The sequence below is a fragment of the Idiomarina sp. 28-8 genome (genome assembly GCF_000320945.2).
GTDB lineage: Bacteria > Pseudomonadota > Gammaproteobacteria > Enterobacterales > Alteromonadaceae > Idiomarina > Idiomarina loihiensis.
The window spans coordinates 40458-59853 of sequence record NZ_DF266792.1; the positions used below are offsets into that span (position 1 = coordinate 40458).

Annotated in this window: 18 protein-coding genes; 4 read left to right on the forward strand and 14 right to left on the reverse strand. The window is 48.3% G+C overall.

Annotated elements, in window-relative coordinates; genetic code table 11:
- Positions 1–36: 36 nt before the first annotated feature.
- The 7 genes from RJ32_RS10440 to RJ32_RS10470 are packed head-to-tail and all read right to left on the reverse strand — an operon-like array spanning position 37 to position 8684.
- Entirely contained in the window at positions 37–2037 is a 2001-nt protein-coding gene (locus tag RJ32_RS10440; RefSeq protein WP_034822050.1) for a methyl-accepting chemotaxis protein, read from the reverse strand.
- Positions 2038–2070: 33 nt separating this feature from the next.
- Positions 2071–2889, reverse strand: a complete 819-nt coding sequence (locus tag RJ32_RS10445) for a symmetrical bis(5'-nucleosyl)-tetraphosphatase (protein ID WP_011235461.1) — start codon at positions 2887–2889, stop codon at positions 2071–2073.
- A gap of 2 nt (positions 2890–2891) precedes the next feature.
- A complete protein-coding gene (apaG, locus tag RJ32_RS10450; protein ID WP_034822053.1) occupies positions 2892–3266 on the reverse strand; it encodes a Co2+/Mg2+ efflux protein ApaG in 375 nt (124 codons plus the stop codon).
- Entirely contained in the window at positions 3253–4119 is an 867-nt protein-coding gene (gene rsmA / locus RJ32_RS10455) for a 16S rRNA (adenine(1518)-N(6)/adenine(1519)-N(6))-dimethyltransferase RsmA (RefSeq protein ID WP_034822056.1), read from the reverse strand. Before rsmA ends, apaG begins: the two co-directional genes overlap by 14 nt.
- Positions 4112–5104 carry a 4-hydroxythreonine-4-phosphate dehydrogenase PdxA gene (pdxA, locus tag RJ32_RS10460; protein ID WP_034822059.1) on the reverse strand — a complete coding sequence of 331 codons (993 nt, stop codon included), beginning with the start codon at positions 5102–5104 and terminating at the stop codon, positions 4112–4114. The genes rsmA and pdxA overlap by 8 nt, the downstream gene beginning before the upstream one ends.
- Positions 5101–6399 carry a peptidylprolyl isomerase SurA gene (gene surA / locus RJ32_RS10465; protein WP_034822064.1) on the reverse strand — a complete coding sequence of 433 codons (1299 nt, stop codon included), beginning with the start codon at positions 6397–6399 and terminating at the stop codon, positions 5101–5103. The genes pdxA and surA overlap by 4 nt, the downstream gene beginning before the upstream one ends.
- 11 nt (positions 6400–6410) lie before the next feature.
- Positions 6411–8684 (reverse strand): LPS-assembly protein LptD, encoded by a 2274-nt coding sequence (locus tag RJ32_RS10470; protein ID WP_034822068.1) that lies wholly within the window; start codon positions 8682–8684, stop codon positions 6411–6413.
- A 137-nt stretch (positions 8685–8821) separates the two neighbouring features.
- On the opposite strand from RJ32_RS10470, the gene RJ32_RS10475 reads away from it, so the two are divergent.
- From RJ32_RS10475 to djlA, 3 genes are read left to right on the forward strand one after another with little or no spacing between them, the layout of a single operon-like run.
- Positions 8822–9826, forward strand: coding sequence for an aminoglycoside phosphotransferase family protein (locus tag RJ32_RS10475; protein WP_034822179.1), 1005 nt, complete (start codon positions 8822–8824; stop codon positions 9824–9826).
- Positions 9823–10500, forward strand: a complete 678-nt coding sequence (murU, locus tag RJ32_RS10480) for an N-acetylmuramate alpha-1-phosphate uridylyltransferase MurU (RefSeq protein WP_034822071.1) — start codon at positions 9823–9825, stop codon at positions 10498–10500. Before RJ32_RS10475 ends, murU begins: the two co-directional genes overlap by 4 nt.
- Before the next feature lies 1 nt (position 10501).
- Positions 10502–11332 carry a co-chaperone DjlA gene (gene djlA, locus RJ32_RS10485; RefSeq protein ID WP_034822074.1) on the forward strand — a complete coding sequence of 277 codons (831 nt, stop codon included), beginning with the start codon at positions 10502–10504 and terminating at the stop codon, positions 11330–11332.
- 24 nt (positions 11333–11356) lie between these two features.
- On the opposite strand, the gene RJ32_RS10490 is transcribed toward djlA, so the two are convergent.
- Genes RJ32_RS10490 through rapA form a run of 3 tightly spaced genes read right to left on the reverse strand, consistent with a single transcriptional unit; the run spans position 11357 to position 15503 of the window.
- Positions 11357–12142: a DUF3530 family protein gene (locus RJ32_RS10490; RefSeq protein WP_034822076.1), complete on the reverse strand. Its 786-nt coding sequence runs from the start codon at positions 12140–12142 to the stop codon at positions 11357–11359.
- 44 nt (positions 12143–12186) lie between these two features.
- Positions 12187–12843: a pseudouridine synthase gene (locus RJ32_RS10495; protein WP_034822079.1), complete on the reverse strand. Its 657-nt coding sequence runs from the start codon at positions 12841–12843 to the stop codon at positions 12187–12189.
- Positions 12843–15503, reverse strand: coding sequence for an RNA polymerase-associated protein RapA (rapA, locus tag RJ32_RS10500; RefSeq protein ID WP_034822082.1), 2661 nt, complete (start codon positions 15501–15503; stop codon positions 12843–12845). Before rapA ends, RJ32_RS10495 begins: the two co-directional genes overlap by 1 nt.
- A gap of 149 nt (positions 15504–15652) precedes the next feature.
- Between rapA and RJ32_RS10505 the strand changes: the two genes are divergently transcribed.
- A complete protein-coding gene (locus tag RJ32_RS10505; protein ID WP_034822086.1) occupies positions 15653–17038 on the forward strand; it encodes a PhoH family protein in 1386 nt (461 codons plus the stop codon).
- Here RJ32_RS10505 and RJ32_RS10510 read toward each other — a convergent pair whose 3' ends face one another.
- From RJ32_RS10510 to RJ32_RS10525, 4 genes are read right to left on the reverse strand one after another with little or no spacing between them, the layout of a single operon-like run.
- Positions 17039–17998 (reverse strand): hypothetical protein, encoded by a 960-nt coding sequence (locus tag RJ32_RS10510; protein WP_034822090.1) that lies wholly within the window; start codon positions 17996–17998, stop codon positions 17039–17041.
- Between the two features lie 21 nt (positions 17999–18019).
- On the reverse strand, positions 18020–18310 hold the full coding sequence (locus RJ32_RS10515; RefSeq protein WP_034822093.1) for a hypothetical protein: 291 nt from the start codon (positions 18308–18310) through the stop codon (positions 18020–18022).
- A gap of 37 nt (positions 18311–18347) precedes the next feature.
- The gene (gene ruvX, locus RJ32_RS10520; protein WP_034822096.1) at positions 18348–18782 is read right to left on the reverse strand and encodes a Holliday junction resolvase RuvX; all 435 of its coding nucleotides are present in this window, start codon (positions 18780–18782) and stop codon (positions 18348–18350) included.
- On the reverse strand, positions 18779–19336 hold the full coding sequence (locus RJ32_RS10525) for a YqgE/AlgH family protein (RefSeq protein ID WP_034822099.1): 558 nt from the start codon (positions 19334–19336) through the stop codon (positions 18779–18781). Before RJ32_RS10525 ends, ruvX begins: the two co-directional genes overlap by 4 nt.
- Positions 19337–19396 lie beyond the last annotated feature (60 nt).

The following is a 19396-nucleotide window of genomic DNA, read 5'->3' on the forward strand; positions in this document are numbered from 1 at the left end:
CGCCTTTTCCGTTTCTGCAGTTCAGAGGTTTTTACTTTAGACTCTGAAACTCTTAATTGAGTCCTGGAGCTCATCGGCCAGTTTAGCGACTTCGTTAGACGCTTGAGCTGTTTGTTTGGAACCAGAAGCCGTTTGTTCGGCAATGGAAACAATAGACTCAAGACGCTCGCTGATATCCTGCGCAGTACTGCTTTGCTCTTTCGCTGCATTAGCAATATGGTTACTGCTGTCAGACGCCTGATGCACTGACTCAGTAATAGATTGAAGTGCCTGAGCTGCTTCATCGGACTGCTGCACACTGAGTTCAGCTTGCTCGCGGCCTTTATTCATAACGGTAACCGCTCGCTGAGAGTCATTCTGCAGATTCTCAATCATATCCTGAATTTCTTCGGTGGACTCTTGAGTACGGCTGGCCAGAGTGCGAACCTCATCAGCAACAACCGCAAATCCGCGACCTTGCTCACCGGCACGTGCCGCTTCAATGGCCGCGTTCAGTGCAAGCAAGTTGGTCTGGTCGGCGATACCGCGAATAACATCCAGAATGCCACCAATGTTTTTACTGTTTTCTGACAACTGATCGATAACTTCCGAAGCGCCTTTAATTTCACTAGCCAGGCCTTCGATAGTCGCACGGTTTTTGTCTGAAATTTGACGAACACGTTTGGCTTCATCATCAGAGTGCTGAATTTCGCGTAAGGCCTGTTCTGCACCGTCGGCCATTTCGCTGGCCGTACTGTTCATTTCCTGAGTGGCCGTGGCTACTTGCTCAATCTGACGGCGTTGTTCGTCAATGGCGTTAGTTGTCTCGTCAGAAACATTGGAAGATTGCTCCGCGGCCGTAGCCAGCTGAGTGGCGCGGTTCGCAATACCTTCAATAAGTTTACGTAAATTACCGGTCAGTTTATTGGTGTTTGAGGCGAGCTCACCAAATTCGTCCTGAGCGTTATAGTCAACACGTTCGGTTAAGTTACCATCCGCCATAATGTTCAGCATGTGGTTAACGCGTGACAATGGACGGCTGATGCTACGTACGGTGTACCATGAAATAAGCACAGCCAGAGCAATAGAAATAATGGTGATAATGCTATTGAGCCAACTACTGGTAGAGATAGAATCTGTTACTGAGACCCGTGTGCCATCGGCTATTCCGCGAACCGCAGTTTGCAAACGGTCGGCTTTTCCCATCAATTTATTTAACTGAACTTCTGATTTATTAAGTGAATCTTCTGAGTCAACGCGCAGCTGCTGGCGACGAATGACATTGTCAGGATAAGAACCTGCACCCTGCAGGCTGTCGAGCGCATCGCGAACGGTTGCAATTGCGTCGTCAACCATTGTCCCGGCAGCCCCTGTTGGTTCGTCGTCTAATACCTGAAGGCGCGGGCGGATGCTGTCGATATTAATATCAATTTCGCTGCGGATGATTTCGGCACTGTCTAACTTATTTGCTTTGTTCAAGTCATACATTAAGGTGATAAGGCTGGACAGCGAAGACTCGATGTTGTTGGCTTCACGAGAGATGACCTCGTTATTAGAGGCATCCATGGTGTCCAGCAGCATAATAGCCGCATCATCGATATTGAATGCAATTTCATCTAACTGAGAAGCGGTAACGTTTTGTAATTCCAGATATTCGCTGTGCTGACTAAACAGGCGGTCTATCAAGTTAATGTACTGGCGTGAGTCTTTTTCAAGCTCGTTAATCTCGTCACTCTGACCGTTACCTTGAATAAGCTTTTTAAGCTCCTCAAGAGAGGAAAAAAGCAACTTGTTAGATTCGTTGAACTCTTTTTTGTGAGCTTCGACCTGCTCTAAACTTTCGTCATAGAAGGTTTCTAGCTGAACAGTTCCTAGCTCAAGAATATCGACTTTAATAGCCGAAACTTGATTCAGTGCCGGTACCGCCTCATCGTTGAGTTTATCAACCGACGAGCCGATGCTGTTGATATTAAACAACGAACTTAAGCTAATGATGAGTAACAGCAAAGTAATGATGGCAAAACCACCGATAACTCGCATGGCAACAGTAATTTTCATGAAACTTTCCTCAGCACTGCATAATTATTATTGTCACTTTCCGGTCAAAGCCGGTTCATGAAAGAAGGTTTTATTCTCAACGCTATATAACGTCATATACTGACCCCAGACACAGCCAGTATCCAGCGCTATCACATCCTGACGCCGGGTTTCGCCCATTAGCGCAGCCCAATGCCCGAATAATACTCGATTCTCGGATTCTGACCAAAAGTTAAACCATGGCTTATACGAATCCTGCGATGAACGTTCATATGGATTATCTTTTTGGGAAAAATCCAGTTCACCTTCCGGATTACAGTAACGCATTCGGGTAAACGCGTTCACTATAAAACGGTATCGGTCAAAACCTTGCAGACTTGAGTCCCATTTTTCCGGCGAGTTGCCAAATAACTGCTGCATAAAGTTTTTAAACTCATTGCCAGTAAGAACTTTTGTCACTTCCTGTGCGTATTGACTGGCTTGTTTGAGTGTCCACCATGGGTAAATACCAGCGTGAGTTATTACCGTATTGTGCTCTTCTAGCTGATGCATCAAAGGTTGGTGACGCAACCACTCTAACCAGTCATAGCGATCACTGTCTTCTAATAACGCATTGAGTTTGTCTTTTGGGTTAGGCTGCCGATAACCCAGCAACACTGCCATTAAGTTTAAATCGTGATTACCTAATACGCTGTGTACCGAGTTACTGTTTTCATAGAAAAAACGCAACGCATCGCGCGAACTGGGGCCGCGCGCGACAATATCACCTACACACCATAAAGAGTCGTTTGCAGGGTTAAAACTGACTTGGGTAAGCAGAGCTTCAAGTTCGCGGAAGCAACCCTGGATATCACCGACAACGTAATTGCTCATAATTAATGAATAATATTAGGGATGGCCAGCCGGAACGAAGGAATAGGTGCTTTAAACTGCGAGCCCTGTTCATCTATCATTAGGTAATGCCCTTCCATAGTGCCTATAGGCGTAGCCAGAACGGTACCGCTGGTATAACTGAATGATTCACCGGCAGCCAGTTTAGGCTGTTGTCCTACAACGCCATCTCCAGCCACTCGGGTTATTTTACTGTCAGCGTCGGTAATTCGCCATTCGCGGGCAAGCAACTGCACTAACTGGCTGGACTCATTGGTTATGGTTATGGTGTAAGAAAACACATATTGTCCGGCATCAGGGTTTGACTGCGCCGCTAAATATTGCGTTTTTACATCAATTTCAATTTTACTGACTGTCATTCTTTTCCGCTTGTTTTGTGAGCGAGTGTTCAGTGAGCCAGTCGGATATCCTGCAGTAATCGTCTACAGAGAGCGTCTCCGGCCTTGCGCCCGGGTCAATACCAAGGGCTTCCAGCTGCTCCGCAGGAACCAACTGTTTAAGGTTGTTTCTTATTGTTTTACGGCGTTGGTTAAACGCTGTCAAACATAAGCTATGCAGTTGCGCTTTATCTTTAACTGGGTGAGGGCTTTCGGCATAGGGTTCTAACCGAACCACCGATGATTCTACTTTCGGTGGCGGCGTAAACGCTGATGGCGGGACAGCAACCACCGGAGTGACTTTACAGGCTTGCTGTACACCGACGCTGATTCTGCCATAACTTTTTGAGCCGGGCTCTGCTGCTAAGCGATCAACCACTTCTTTTTGCAGCATAAAGTGCATATCTTTTACATCATCGGCAAACTTCAGCAGATGAAAGATAAGCGGCGTGGAGATGTTATAGGGCAGGTTACCGAACACTCGTGCCGGACTCTCTTTGGCAAACTGACTAAAATCTATGCTTAGCGCATCGGCTTGAATCACTTCCAGTTTTGAACTTAAAAAAGGGTGATGCTGAAGCCTTTCAACTAAGTCACGGTCAATTTCGATAACTTTTAAATGGCCACTGCGATCTACTGTCGGCTCAGTTAGTGCTGCTAACCCCGGGCCAATTTCTATTAGGTTTTCACCGGGCAAAGGGTTAATGGCATCAACAATCTGCTCAATAATATAGTCGTCATTCAGGAAGTTCTGGCCAAACCGTTTACGTGCCCGGTGGCCCAAGTGGGTTTTACTTCCGCCCTGGTGTTTATTCCCACCTTGTTTTTTACTCATAATACGCTGCTCTTGCCATATCTATAGCGGTCTGCATTGCCAGGCGGCAACTACCGTCGCTAATCTTGCCAGACCCGGCCAGCTCAAGTGCTGTACCGTGATCAACAGAAGTCCGGATATAAGGTAACCCGAGTGTAATGTTTACGGCCTGCCCGAAACCTTTATATTTTAGCACCGGAAGACCCTGATCGTGATACATAGCAACTACCGCACTGGCATCTTCAAGGTACTTTGGCTGAAAAATGGTATCTGCGGGATACGGGCCGTGCAAGTTCATGCCTTGCTTTTTAAGTTGTTCCAGAACCGGAATAATAATGTCTATTTCTTCCCTGCCTAAATGTCCCGACTCTCCCGCATGAGGGTTTAATCCGCAAACCAATATTTTGGGCGACGACTCGCCGAATTTCTTAGTCAGGTCGTTATGCAGTATGGTAATAATGTTGGTCAGACGCTCCGCGGTAACGGCTTTTGCCACATAGGCCAGCGGAATGTGAGTCGTGACCAGCGCCACACGCAGGCCTTCTGTAGCCAACATCATAACGACATCATTGCAGTTCGCTTCATGAGCTAAAAATTCAGTGTGTCCTGAAAACGCCACGCCGGCTTGATTAATCACACCTTTGTGTACAGGGCCGGTAACAATGGCATCGAACTCGCCTGAGAGATTACCGTCAGAGGCTCTTTTTAAGCAATCAACCACATAATGACCGTTGGCTGTACATAACTCGCCAGGAGTCACGTCTTCGCACACTGGAATATGTTCTACCCAAAGATGTCCGGGTTCATGTTGCGGCAGTTCTTCACCTTTTCTATACCTGTGCAAGGTAATAGGAAGGTTCAATTGCTCGGCGCGTTGTTTTAGTAAATTTTTATCTGCACAGACAACGACAGCAGCCGACCAGGGCTGCTGCGCTATTTTTATAATTAAGTCCGGGCCAATACCTGCCGGCTCACCCGGTGTAAATACAAGAGTTGGTATACTCACTCAGCAACTCTTCTGATAAACGCCTGGTCGCGAACTTCTTGCTGCCAGTTATCAAGCTCTTCGCGGAATTTACGGCTAAACAGCATTTGGTATGCGCGTTCTTGCTTGTTTTCTTCAGTGGCATCCAGAGTTCTGCGACCGGTAACTTCTACAATGTGCCAGCCAAACTGTGTGCTGAACGGTTCACTTATTGTGTCTTGTTCAATGCTTTCTACTTTTTGCTTGAATTCTGGTGCGTATTTATTGGGACGAGCCCAGCCCAAATCGCCGCCACGAGAGGCCGAACCAGGGTCAGCTGAATGTTCACGTGCAAGTTCAGCAAAAGTCTTTTCGCCATTGGCAATTTGCTCACGGTATTGATTGAGCATCTCTTTCGCTTTGTTGTCTGACAAAATAACGGAAGGCTTGATTAAAATATGACGTGCTTTAACTTCTTGTACTTCGACTGTTTGCTCTCCGCGCTTGTCCTGTACTTTCAAAATATGAAAGCCGATACCACTGCGGATTGGGCCGACAACGTCACCTACAGACTTCCCATCTACCGCTTCCGCAAACAAGGTCGGCATGCCATTAACTGTCATCCAGCCCAGGTCACCGCCATCCAATGCCGCAGAACCGGAGGAGGAACGTACCGCCAAGTCAGCAAAGTCACTACCTTTGTCCAGTAAATTCAAAACTGTGTTGGCACGCTCTTTGGCTTTTTCAAGTTCGGCTTGTGATGAGTTTGAGTCAGCGGAAATCAGAATTTGAGCCAAACGATACTCTGTCTGAACTTCCTGGTTGCTCTCTATGAGTTTCACCAGGTTATTAATTTCTTGCGGTGTGATAGAAACGCGTTGCTGTACAGCTGCTCGTTGAACTTGCTGGATAACCAATTCGTTACGAATATTTTCGCGGTAGGCTGCCCAGCTCATACCACTACTGACCATGTTTTCCCGAAGCTCAGCTGTTGTAAGGTCTTGGTTATTTGCTATTTCGTTGATGGCTTGCTCTAACTGGTTGTCGTCAATCTCGATACCCATGCGGTTAGCCATTTGCAACTGAATTTCCTGCAGAATCAGGCGTTCTATAGCCTGAGTTTCCAGAACTTCGTCTGAAGGCGCGTTACTCGAGTTGAAGTTCTGACCGTTCTTAACTTGTTGGATAAGTTGGTCAATCTGGCTTTGCAGCACTACGCCGTCATCGACTACGACGACAACGCGATCCAGTATTTGCTGAGCCTGAACGGTGTTATTCAGCAAAAAAGACGATGCAATCAGCACAGCTGCTGAACAAAACGATGCAATTTTTTTCATTATACCTACCACTAGTTACTGAGATAAAAAGGACGGCGGTAACCGTACGTACTTTTCTCAAGCATGTTAATTAGACCACTGCTATCAGAAGCTAAACCGCTGATAATAAATTGTATACTAATGCCATTGTCAAATTGAGTTTCGCCGTTTATCTGAGTCGCACTAAAAGCCGGCTCAAGATCACGGTTTATGCGTCTGTACGCGCTAACCCGTAAGGCCCAGCAGCAACTGCTGTATTGAATGCCCACCATAGCATCATTTAAACGATCATGTGTGAGATCGTAAAAGACATTTGATGCGACTTGCCAGCGCGAACTTGCTGACCAAACTGCCTGCGTTCCAACTTGTTCAATATCGTTGTTCAGAATGTTGGTTGCGGTGCGATGACTGACCTGTATCAAGTTTGATTCATCTTTACGGAACTCTACCGCGGTCTGACTCTTACGGGTGGTGTTAAGTTCCGTATCGTATTGAATTGAGCTGCGTATTGACCAGTTCTCATCAACAGCCCAGTTAATGTCGGCAACCCACTCACTGTTACTGGAGGTTGTGGTTTCTTCATCGCTGGCAAACAGTTGCGTACGACTGTCATTAATATTGTAAATTTGCCCAATACTGGCTCGCAGCACTTCGCGTTCATTCTGAGTGAATAAGCTGCTGCTGACACCGTACGTTATCTGGTTAGCCTCGGCGATGCGATCCAACCCCGAAAAACGGCGGCTACGGAACAGCCCGTGGTAATCGTCCTGCAATAAAGAGGTATCATAAATGCCGATGTTCTGTTGGTTTTCATAGGGCACATACAAATACTGAATTTGCGGCGACAGGGTTTGACGGTACTGGCTGTCACCCAGTTCAATGGCTCGCTCGAGATGCAAACGAGCCCTTACACGAGCGCGGGGAAGCGCACGTGAAACTTCCTCAGCAATCTTGTTGTCCGGGCTTTCCTGCCAATAGCGCGTATAAAGATAAGAAAGCTCGGCTTCTGTATCAAAAGCAGGCTTCTCAAAACGGTACTGAATGCTCGGCTCTATATGTGCCCGGGTCGCGTATTCGCGGGTCTGATCCTGATTCTGAAAATAGGTTAGTTCGTTGTATAAGCTGGCGCTAAAGCCGGTGAAGTCGCCAGTGTTGTAATCGATACTAAGCTGCGGCAGTGTGCGATAGGGGCTGCGGTAGTCGCCAATAAGCTCGTAGTCTTCGGTACGTAATTGTGCGGTCCAGTTTTCGTTGTCGTAATCAAGCTGGGCTACGCGATATAAGTGAGTGTCAGCCCGGCCTGCAAAATCACTACCAAAGTCATTCAGGTAGTTGTCGTCACTAATTTCGGTCGCATCCAGGTAAAAACTCAAGTCCTGGTTTATTTGCGCCGAATGCTGAACGTGCCAAAGGTAGCGTTTTTTATTTGCGATGCGAGTGTCGTCATTGCCTAAATATTCTAAATTGAATTGTCCGGCATTTTGCTCAAATAAATAGCGATACTCGCCTTTCATCATGGTGCCGCGCTCGGACATATAAACCGGAGCTATTGTCGCATCCATATTGGGAGCAATATTAAAGTAGTAGGGAACTTCTACTTCAAAACCACTGTTTGATGATGAGTCGAACGTGGGGTAGAGCAAACCGGTTTTACGCGCGTCACTCAATGGAAAATTAAAATACGGTAAGTAAAGCACCGGTACGTCGAATAACTCAAATCGGGCGTGCCAGGCTTCACCGAAGTCGCTGGTTTCATTTATCTGAATACGTTCTGCGCGTAATTGCCAGGCCGGAGTCTCGCCCGGGCAGGTGGTGAAGCTTGAGTCCTGTAATAAAACTTCCTGCCGGGACAATGAAAGCAACTCTGCGTGGCCACGCGCGTTATGATTTCGCAGTCGGTAATCACTGTTGTAGAGTTTGGCCTCGTCATCGTTTAAGTCTAGCGATAACGAATCACCCGTAACGCTTAAATAGCCGTCATTAAAAGTAATGCCGTCTGAGGCGATAATCTCACCCCGCTGCTGATCGATAGTGGCTTTTGAAGTTGAAAGCCACTGTCCGTTACGCTGAATGATGACGTTACCGGTAAAATACGCTTTTTCATTGGCCAGAATTTCGGCGCTACGCGATTCAACACCAATAGTTCCTGCATCGGTTTCCTGCAACTGGACGGCGGTAATCGTACTCTCAGTAGACTGAGGCACGGTGCAAGTCATGTGTTGTGGTGCGTCTTGATTTTGTAAAGCCGCTAGCGCGCTGCCGGGAAAGGGCAGTAGCATTAGCGAAGTAATAAACCGTTGCAGCAATTTAATCTTCCGTCGTTGTTGTTAAATGCATTTATTCTGTTTTGCAGCGCGAGGGTATAATAAAGCAATTTTGTTTGTTTCGCTATTTGGTACACTGCTAGTTTTAAGGCTTTGCGACAAATTTGGTGGAGGATATTTTGGAAGACAAACGAGAAGTGGCTCTGCAGGCTTGGTGTGAAGCCCAGACAGGTGTTTCACAACCAACTTTAGAAGTTGTATCCGGTGATGCCAGTTTCCGTCGCTATTTTCGGGCAACTAATGGCCAGGAAAGCCTGATAGCGGTCGACTGTCCTCCCGAAAAAGAACCAATGAAGCCTTTTTTGGCCGTTGCACAAGCCTATTCTGAAGCCGGCGTTACTGTGCCAGAGATTATTGCGGCGGATTTAGAACAGGGCTTTATGCTGCAATCCGATTTTGGTCAGATACTGTTGCTGAGTAAACTGCATCCACGAAATGCGCGGCAATACTACCAGCAGGCACTTACCGCGCTGCCTAACATTATGTCGGTACGCCGGACTGAGCAGGGTGAGCTGCCCGCTTTCGATACCGCTTTGTTGGAACGTGAACTGTCTTTATTTAAGGACTGGTTATTAAAACATCACCTGAACTTAGACTGGCATACCGGGGACGATGAAGTTTGGAGTCAGTTTAGCCAACAAATGATTGATAACGCATTGCAGCAACCGCAGGTGGGAGTGCATCGGGACTTTCATTCACGTAACTTAATGCTGCTGGACGATGACCGTATTGGTATTATCGATTTTCAGGATGCGGTGCTGGGTCCGGTGACCTATGACGCGGTGTCGTTACTACGCGACTGCTATATTGAGTGGCCAGAGGAATTGGTCAACGAATTGAGTGAAGGGTTAAGGCAACATCTGGTTGAGTCTGACTGCTTAGCGGCGCAGGTTGAACCACAACAATGGCAACACTGGTTTGACTGGATGGGGCTGCAGCGGCACACCAAAGCGGCAGGTATTTTTGCCCGGTTGGCGCATCGCGATCATAAGCCCGGCTATTTACAGGATGTGCCCAGAACCCTCGGGTATTTGCAGCGAGTAAGTGCTAACTATCCGCAGCTTTCAAATTACAACCGCTGGTTGCGTGAGCGCATTATCCCAGCCTGGAAGGACAGCCTATGAGAGCGATGATTTTAGCTGCCGGACGGGGCAGTAGAATGCGCCCGTTAACGGATAATCAGCCAAAGCCTTTGTTGCCGGTAGCGGGAAAACCCTTGTTGGGTTATCACCTGGAAAAGCTGGCAAACGCAGGTGTTAATGAAGTGGTTATTAATCATGCCTGGCATGGTGAGCAAATTGAAGATTTTGTCGGGGACGGCAGCCAGTGGGGTCTGCAGGTTTCATTCTCTGCGGAACCTGAGGGTGGACTTGAGACTGCAGGGGGTATTATTAAAGCCTTGCCACTGCTCGGAGATGACCCGTTTTGGGTTATTAATGGTGATATCTGGACAGACTGGGATTACCGGGATTTACCAACGGATCTGGAAAAAGGGCTGCTGGGACATTTAATTATGGTGGATAATCCGATTCATCATTCAAATGGTGACTTTGCTATTGAAAATGGATTGTTGGTTAATGGGGAAAATGAGAATGATGCCCGTAAAACTTTTTCCGGTGTTGGTCTGTATCGCAAAGAACTGTTGGCGCCATACCCTGAGGGGAAACGGGCATTAAAGCCTTTTTTCGACAGGGCAATTAATAAGAAGCAACTGGCAGCAAGCCATCAGGATGGATTTTGGACAGACGTAGGTACACCGGAACGCCTGCATCAAGTTAACCAGCGGCTGGAGAAATAACATGGTTTGGGGAAAGGTAGTCGGCGCACTGGCTGGCTTTGCGTTTATGAAATGGCCGGGTGCTATTCTGGGGGCGCTCATTGGTCACTGGTTTGATCGGGGCATGGCTCAGGACTTTTCCCAAAAAGGCGCCTGGGGGCGTTTTTTGTATGGGGCAGAGCAAGCCGCCGGGGACGCTAATTTTATTTACACACTGTTCGCAGTAATGGGCCACGTTGCTAAGGCAAAAGGTAAAGTCACCACTAGCGATATTTCTCAGGCTCAGGAGCTAATGCGTCGTTTGAATTTAAATCAGGACGCGACCCGCGAAGCACAGGAAGCCTTTCGCGAAGGTAAAGAACCGACGTTTCCTCTGCAACAAGTGATGAAGGATTTTAGTGCCTCCTTTTACGGTAACCGCGATGTTCTGCAGCTTTTTATGGAGCAGCTGATTGGTCTTGCGTTAAATGACGGTGTGTTGGAAAAGTCAGAGCATGAAGTTTTGGTTAACGTGGCTAAGCACCTTGGGTTTACTCGTTTTCAGCTGGACCAGTGGTTGATGATGGAAAAAGCGGCTTTTCGTTTTCATCAGCATCGTCGGCAGCAGCATCAGCAACAGCGAAAAACCACCAGCCAGGATGAAATAAATAACGCTTATGAAGTGCTTGGCGTAACAGCTCAAAACAGTAACGCCGAAATTAAGAAAGCGTATCGTAAATTAATGGCTCGGCATCATCCGGACAAGCTGGCTTCTAAGGGGTTACCGGAAGAGGTAATGAAGCAGGCTCAGCAACGTGCTCAGGACATTCAGGCGGCTTATGAGAAGATCAAAGAAAAGCGCGGCGTCCGTTAAAAAAGGGTGTTAAAACTGGAAAGGTTAAAAGCCGTGAAATTCCAGCCAGCCTTTTATAGTAGAGATTAATTCACGCTGCCCGGTGTTACCGGAATTAACCAGCTGACGCTGGCGGTACGCTGGGTGCTGGTATTTATTCGCTAGTTTTTTACGCAAGGCCCAGTGTTCACTCACCCAACGGTTAGCTTCCGCACTGCGAATATCGAGAACCGGCAGTTGCGACTGGCTAATGCGTTCAGCAAGAGTGCGGTTATACTGAAACTGAGGCACATAAGCGTTAACCAATACAATAGCATCGGGCATTATTGAAGGCTCACTTTCCAGCAAACGCAGGGCTATGTCTGCGGTAATTCCTTCTACTACCCATACAGAAAAGCCCGGGCGGTCCAGGGTTTCGTTCAGCAGCAGAGTCATGCGTTGCTGCAAAGCATTCACTGGTGCCGTAAAGACCTCTTCGTCTGCAGCCTCAGGGAAATGCGTTGTCGTAGCAGGTGTCTGCAAATTGTCTGTACGTATGTCGTTGTCGGGCGGGGTTAAAGCCCAGGTGGTCCAGCCAAAATCCGGTGCGTTTTCATAAACCGGGCGAATATAAAAAGACTGCAGTGGATGGTAGTACCAATCTGGTAAAAGCACCATTTGCCCGCGCTCAAAGGCCTGCAAGTACTCTTTCTTTAACGCCAAATAGCGTTCGCCGTCATTTCCGGTTAACCAATGGAGCTGGTCTTGCGGCAAATAACGTTCTAGGTCGTCCTGGCTTACTGCGGGGTTGATGAAAACAACCGCCAGCAGAATTAATAGATAGCGCTTCATGCAGCCTGTATCGGCTGAAGCGGCGCTAGCTTGAGTGCAAATTGCTAAAACTGAACGGGGCTGAAAAACTCTATAGGTTGTTCGGTTTGCGGATGGGTTACGCCAAGGTATTCCGCATGCAGTAATAAACGCTCAGCAGCAGCGAAAGCATCGCTGTGTGCATAGAATTTATCTCCAAGTATCGGGCAGCCAAGGGCCTGCATATGAACTCTGAGCTGATGTGAGCGTCCGGTATGAGGTGTCAGTTCAAGGCGGCTACAACCGTTATCAAAATCCGTTACACGATAAAAGGTCGTGCTGGGTTTGCCGGTGAAAAAATCCATGTGCTGGCGCGGGCGATTCGGCCAGTCGCAGGACAACGGCAACTCTATTTCCCCTTGCGGAGAAGGTGGTTTGCCCCAAACTCGGGCAATATACCTTTTACTGGTTGTGCGATTCTGAAACTGCCGGTTCAGGTGACTTTGCGCGGCTTTAGTTTTTGCCAGTAAAAGAACTCCGGAAGTTGCCATATCCAGCCGGTGGACCACTCTTATTTCTGGGTGTACGCGCTGTACGCGGGTATAAACCGAGTCTTTATGTTCTGGTCGCTTGCCCGGAACACTGAGCAGCCCGCTTTGCTTATCAACCACCAACAACTGGCTGTCCTCATAGATAACCTGAAGAAATGGCGTTGTCGGCGGCTGATAATGGAGCAGCGTCATTAATGGTTATTCACCAGGATACGCACTGCCTGAAGCGATAACTGCGGGCTCTCCAGCGCCGCCGTAATTTGCTCTTCGCGCCAATTTATCGCCTCTATTTCACTGCTGCGCACCGACGGGTTTTTCTGTCGTAATTCCAGCAAGCGCGTGCGTTCGTGTTGCAGTGCAGCCAGCGCATTTTGCTTTACTTCATCCAGCTGCTTTTGCTGCCACTCACGAGCCTGTTGCTGGCCGGACTGAATAATCTTTTGCGCCGGGTCACGTAACTGACGCAATATCTGTCGCGCGGTCTTTTTATCAATAAAGCTGGATTGTTGGTCCAGCAGCTCGCGTGACACTTTAGCGGACAGCTCCTGACCCTGACCATTAAACAACAGACGTAAACTCTGCAATGGGCAGAACTCCTGCAATGCCGCGGCTTTAGGCGCCGGTACTATGCTGGCAAAGTCCAGTTCCAGGAACCAGCTGCCAGCCGGAATAGCCGGGTTTTTCAGCTCTGCAACGCAGGTGCTGCCAAAGTCATCTGCAGTCAGCAGTTCAAGCGCAGCCTGCACCATGGGGTGATCCCAACTTAAAAAGTCAGTATCTTCAAAGTTCAGTGCGGTCACCCTGTCAAAGGTTATGGTGATGCCATCATCCGGCAGTCCCGGCAGGCTGCCGACACGCATATGCTCACCCGGGCGAATAAACCAGCGCTCTTCATCCAGCACTTCGTTAGTCACGCCAAAACGGTCAAAGAAGGCAATCATAAAGTCTGCCAGAGTGTCGGTATCGCTGTCGCTATGAATTTGTTCTATGATTTTTTCAGCAGTTTCAGGACGACAGGCGTTTAGTGCCTGCAACTTGTCCTGCCCTTCACGGTTCCGTTCCAGCCAGGTTTTGTGCAGTTCTTTCGTCTGCTCCAGCAATTCGTCACTGAGTGGCTTCTGCTCAGCAACAGCCTGCTCAATGTCCTTACCAAAAGCATCGTACAGTTTACGGCCTATCGCATTACATTGAGAGAAGGCGTTCATACCCTGCTCGTACCATGGCAGCAATATGGCTTCCGCCGAGCCTTTGCAGTAAGGCAGGTAAATATCAATATTTTGCTGCTGGCCAATGCGGTCTAAGCGGCCAATACGCTGTTCCAGCAGGTCAGGGTTCGTTGGCAAGTCGAACAGAATCAGTTGATGAACAAACTGAAAGTTACGACCTTCACTGCCAATTTCTGAGCACAGCAGAATAGGGCTGCCGTCTTCTTCGCTGGCAAAAAAGGCGGCGGAGCGGTCACGTTCGGTCAGCGTCATACCTTCATGGAAGGTTGCCGCCTGTACCCCCGCCAGTACGCGCAAGGCTTCCGACAAATCCAGTACTTGCTCTGCCGTTTTGCATATCAGCAGTGCTTTTTCCGAGCGGTTCTGTTTAATGTGATTCAATAACCAGTCAATGCGCGGATCTTCCATCCACCAGGGCATGTCTTCATCGGGTTCGCATTCATCCAGTTCTACCGGATGAAAATGGCGTTCAGGAAAACCGCCAATATCGGCCCTACGGTTACGGAACATAACGCGGCCAGTACCATGTTTATCCAGCAGGTCATCGAGTTCTGCCGGGTCAGTAACAGACTCGGCTTGTTCTGCTAATTCTTTATACTGTGTTTGCTCTTGCTGGAAACTGGCAAAGTCGGAGAACCTGTCCGGGTCCAGTAGCTGCAGTCGCTGGAAATGACCTTCGGCACCTTCTTGCTCCGGGGTTGCCGTTAACAGCAACAAGCCGGGAACCGCTTCGCAAAGGCTTTTAACCGCACTAAATTCCGGTGCCTCGGGCTGTAAATGGTGTGCTTCATCAATTATCAGCAGATCGAATTCCGCCTCAAGCAACGCCTGACTCCAGCGCGACTCGTGCATAAAGCGGCTACTGATAATAATGTGCTGTTCAGTTAAAAACGGATTTTCACTGTCGGCTTCCGCCTGCTCGCAACGCTCATCATCAAACAGAGTAAAGTTCAGCGCAAAGCGGCGGCGTAACTCAACCAGCCACTGATGCATTAAAGATTCCGGTACCACAATTAAGACCCGCTGCGAGCGGCCGGTATTCAGGCGGCGCTTGATGATCATGCCGGCTTCAATGGTTTTACCTAAGCCCACTTCATCGGCTAAAAGCACTCGCGGGTGGTAACGGTCGGCAACAGTTTTGGCAATATACAACTGGTGCGGCAGCAAATGGGTACGAACACCTAATAAACCGGCAACCTCACTGGCCTGATGATGCGCCAGGTGTTCACTGGCTTCGCAGCGCAGCTGATACATATCCAGGCGGTCGGCCTGGCCGGCCAGTAAACGGGTTAATGCCGGATTACTGTCCACCTGATGTGATAACTGGGTTTCCGGAACCACAACCGGCTCCTGGTTGTCATCGCGTAAACCATGGTAGGTCACAATACCCTGTGACTCTGTCAGCTCCTGAATTGTGAAGCTCCAGCCATCGGCGTGTTTGCCCTGTTGCTGTACTTGCAGTTGATAACGGGCCAGAGGGGCTTCCTGAGCTGAATACAGTCGCACTTCACCGGTTGCGGGGAACATCACGGTTAAGTGACGCCCTTCGGCCTGGGTGATCATGCCTAGCCCTAATTCGGTTTCAGTTTCACTAAGGTAACGCTGTCCAACTCTAAACTCGCTCACTACACACTCCCGCGCGCCATTTACCAAGGTCGCAATGGTACTTAATTCGCTCGCCAATTCCGAGGAAAAATTTATTTCTGTAACCGTTGTGTCATGAATTTTAGGCTAAGCTGTAAGAAAAGAATAATCACATGCAAAGGTACGCGCTAATGACAACAAACGCTGGCAAGTTCTTTATCCTGGATACCAACATTCTTCTGCACGACCCTCTCGCTTTTCTCAACTTCGATGAACACAACGTGGTTATCCCCATGGTGGTTCTGGAAGAGCTCGACAATATAAAAGATCGCAATAGAGATGTGAGCCGCGAAGCACGGGTCGCCATTCGCTCGCTCGAGGAGGTTTTGAAAGAGGCCACACCGGAAGAAATTGTTGCTGGTGTTCCGTTAAACAGGGTGCAAGGCGAGCATACGGCGAACGGAACCCTGGCCATTTTCCCCGACTATCAGCTGGAGCAGACCGAGTCAGTGTTGTCGCTGGCAGAGAACGACCACCGCATTATTCAGGCGGCACTGGAAATTCAACGGGAGCGCTCGCCGGCTGGCGTGGTGCTGGTTACCAAAGACATCAATATGCGCCTGAAAGCCAAAGGCGCAGGTATGAAGTACGTTGATGATTATCGCACCGACCAGCTTATTGACGACATTCGCTTGCTGACCAAAGGGTTTTATAAGTTTGAAGGTGACTTCTGGTCGCAGGTGGGTGAAGTCCAAACGCAGCAGGAAGGCCGCGATGCTTACCACACGGTGAGTCGCGAACTGCTGCCTCAGGTTTTTGCTAATGAATACATTATTGACTCAACTAATAAATTTGCGGCACGGGTGGAAGAATACGACAGCGAAACTGTAACGCTGATGGATTTAAGCGTAGAACGGATGATGTCTTATGGAGCCTGGGGGGTTCACCCGAAGAATATTTATCAGGCTATGGCATTGCACGCTTTACTGGATACCAGTATGGATATGGTGACTCTCACCGGCCCGGCCGGTAGTGGTAAGACGTTTCTCGCCCTTTCAGCAGCATTGCAAATGGTGGTGGAGCAGGGCATTTATGAGAAAATTATCGTCACCCGCAATACGCCTGAAATTGCCGAATCTATTGGTTATTTGCCCGGCACCGAAGAAGAAAAAATGGCACCCTGGCTGTCGGCCATAACAGACTCTCTGGAAGCTCTGCATAAGCAGGATGAGAGCATGGAATCGAGCCTGAATTACATAATGAAAAAGGCCAACATTCAGTTTAAATCGCTGAACTTTATGCGCGGGCGTAGCATACAAAATGCCATTGTTATTCTGGATGAAGCTCAGAATTTAACCGCGTCTCAGCTAAAAACGCTTATTACCCGCTGTGGCGAGAACACCAAATTAGTGGTGTCGGGTAACCTGGCGCAAATTGATAGTTACTATTTAACCGCGGTAACCTCGGGGCTGACTTACATCGTTGAGCGGTTTAAAGACTATCCGGGTAGTGCAACCATCAACTTAAACGGTGTGGTGCGAAGTCCACTTGCTAAATTTGCGGAAGAGCACCTGTAGTCAGTTGAGTGGTACCACGGTGTACTGCTGAGTTTCTACCTGAAATTTAGTCTTTTCGCTAACCTGGCCCATCGGCATTGCTGCGGGGCCAGTTACATCAACCAGCACGTAATTACTCCCTTGGTGTTTAACTGCCGTATCCCCGGGTTGCCTGCTAATAGCAATGCCAAAAACTGCGTGCTCAGGCAAATAAATAATGGCCATTTTGGGCGTTTCGATAATTTGCTTTATAACCGAGGTCATTAAGGTGACTTTGCTGTCGCAGTCCCCCTGATTGTAATAAAGCAACTGGTTTGGAGGGACAAAGCCATCGCCCCGGCTATCCAGTTTGCTGTTTAAGTCGTTGTACGGTATTTGCTGAATAAAACTGGCGACATAGTTGATGTAATTTCTTTGGGTATTCGTACCCAGCTGTTCACCAATGGCCTGTATTAACGGTCTTAGAGTTGGAGTAACTTCACTGGCTATAGCCGGGTGGTCGGGAATAATACCCTGCTCTCCGGGAGGCAGGGTCAACTGACGGTAGAAGTTTGCATCCAGATAGTCATGCCAACGTTCGTTATAGTAATCACGCAAACGCCTTTTGTAGTCGTTAAACTGTTGCTGTTTTTGTGCTGTTCTGGCGTTTGCCGTAACTAACTCAACGGACTGCTGGCGCGGAGTTAAACGAGCCTGAATGCCTTGCCACTGCTGTTGCTTAATGTAACGGTTGAGTTGATGTGCCAGTTCGCGTTGACTGCGTTCACGATTAAACCCGCGGTAACGTTTTAGTGGCTGTAGGAACTCTTTTTTATCGACCTGGAAACTGAATGACTGTTGACGGTCATCGAAATCGCGCCACTGGTAAGAAAAAACAAGTTGTTCGTTATCGGTTTCATTAAGCTGGAAAAAGTTTTGGCTGTAGGCGACAGAGGGGATGACAAAGAGTAACCAGACAACAGCACAGAGTTTATGTGTCATTCTGGTTACTCCCGTTAATTTCTAGAACTTCATTTCTGTAATAGGACTGTCTTCAAATTTAAGGTCAACTTGATACTCGACGCCACCGGCACGAACAAAAAAGTAGGTTTTATCTTTTTTAAAGACTTCCTGCAGAGTTACAATCCGGAAACCCGGGCGACGCTCAGCCGACATGTCCGTTAATTCTACAGAGCCGCGCGAAACCAATATGTTTTGGTAACGAGGACCAGTAATTAAAAGCAGTTTTTTATTTTCATCTTTCAGTAAAATGGTGTTACCGGTTACTGAATAGGGTTCTTCATTACCAAACAAGGCCAGCTCCTATCGCTTTAACTTATTACTGACGACACTATAACGAATTATCGCTTTTTGGCAAATAACCGTTCATAAAATCTTCAACAATAATTAATGCAGCCTGACTATCAACCGCACCTTTTTTCAGTTTACGAAAGCCTCCTTCAGCAAACAGGCTTTCTCGTGCCGAGGTCGAAGTCAGGCGTTCGTCCTGAAATGCTACGGGTAAACCGAAGCGCCCATGTAAACGGTTACCAAACTTTTTGGCTCTTTGAGTTAGCGGCTGTTCGGTGCCATCCATATTTAAGGGCAGACCCACTACCAACTGTTCGGGCTGCCATTCGGCAAACAGCTTTTCAATCAGTTGCCAGTCGGGAATGCCTTCTTTGGCCTTAATAGCTGCTAAAGGCGATGCGGTTGCTGTTATGGTCTGGCCCACTGCAACGCCAATACTTTTGGTGCCAAAATCAAAGCCTATTACTGTGCTCATGCGTGTCCTACATCCGGCCCCAGTTGCCACACGTCAAACCCCAGTTGCTCGGTGGCTTTTCGCCAACGTTCGGAGGGTGGAGTATTGAACAGCAGCTCCGGGTCTGCCGGAATAGCCAACCAGGAATTTTCCCCTAGCTCCTCTTCCAGTTGTCCGGCCTCCCAACCTGCGTAGCCTAAAGTCAGAAGAAACTGCGGTGGCGCAGCCGATGATCCAAGAGCTTCCAGAATATCGCGCGAGGTGGTCACCATAATATCGTCACTCATCTTCTGGCTTGCGCGCCAATTGTCCTGCGGAGGGTGGATCACAAAGCCACGCTCACGGCCTACAGGCCCGCCCTGATAAACGCTGCCCTGTAAGTGCTGGTTATTTTCCGGGTAAACAATTTCCAGTTTATCCAGCAGCGAGGTTACGCTTAAATCGGCCGGCTGATTAATAACTAAGCCCATAGCGCCTTCTTCATTGTGCTCGCAGATATAGGTCACGGTCCGTTTAAACATTGGATCGTTCAGCATAGGTGTTGCTATCAATAAATGGTTCTGCAAACTGTTCATCGATTCACCGACTCCTTAACGATAATCTCTACTTACAACATGGGGGCGCATAGTTGAATT

What these genes read in the sequence shown, in the direction of transcription:
- RJ32_RS10440 (WP_034822050.1), bottom strand. Translation starts at nt 2,037, where the DNA reads ATGAAAATTACTGTTGCCATGCGAGTTATCGGTGGTTTTGCCATCATT.
- RJ32_RS10445 (WP_011235461.1), bottom strand. Translation starts at nt 2,889, where the DNA reads ATGAGCAATTACGTTGTCGGTGATATCCAGGGTTGCTTCCGCGAACTT.
- apaG (WP_034822053.1), bottom strand. Translation starts at nt 3,266, where the DNA reads ATGACAGTCAGTAAAATTGAAATTGATGTAAAAACGCAATATTTAGCG.
- rsmA (WP_034822056.1), bottom strand. Translation starts at nt 4,119, where the DNA reads ATGAGTAAAAAACAAGGTGGGAATAAACACCAGGGCGGAAGTAAAACC.
- surA (WP_034822064.1), bottom strand. Translation starts at nt 6,399, where the DNA reads ATGAAAAAAATTGCATCGTTTTGTTCAGCAGCTGTGCTGATTGCATCG.
- murU (WP_034822071.1), top strand. Translation starts at nt 9,823, where the DNA reads ATGAGAGCGATGATTTTAGCTGCCGGACGGGGCAGTAGAATGCGCCCG.
- djlA (WP_034822074.1), top strand. Translation starts at nt 10,502, where the DNA reads ATGGTTTGGGGAAAGGTAGTCGGCGCACTGGCTGGCTTTGCGTTTATG.
- RJ32_RS10490 (WP_034822076.1), bottom strand. Translation starts at nt 12,142, where the DNA reads ATGAAGCGCTATCTATTAATTCTGCTGGCGGTTGTTTTCATCAACCCC.
- RJ32_RS10495 (WP_034822079.1), bottom strand. Translation starts at nt 12,843, where the DNA reads ATGACGCTGCTCCATTATCAGCCGCCGACAACGCCATTTCTTCAGGTT.
- RJ32_RS10505 (WP_034822086.1), top strand. Translation starts at nt 15,653, where the DNA reads ATGACAACAAACGCTGGCAAGTTCTTTATCCTGGATACCAACATTCTT.
- RJ32_RS10510 (WP_034822090.1), bottom strand. Translation starts at nt 17,998, where the DNA reads ATGACACATAAACTCTGTGCTGTTGTCTGGTTACTCTTTGTCATCCCC.
- ruvX (WP_034822096.1), bottom strand. Translation starts at nt 18,782, where the DNA reads ATGAGCACAGTAATAGGCTTTGATTTTGGCACCAAAAGTATTGGCGTT.
- RJ32_RS10525 (WP_034822099.1), bottom strand. Translation starts at nt 19,336, where the DNA reads ATGAACAGTTTGCAGAACCATTTATTGATAGCAACACCTATGCTGAAC.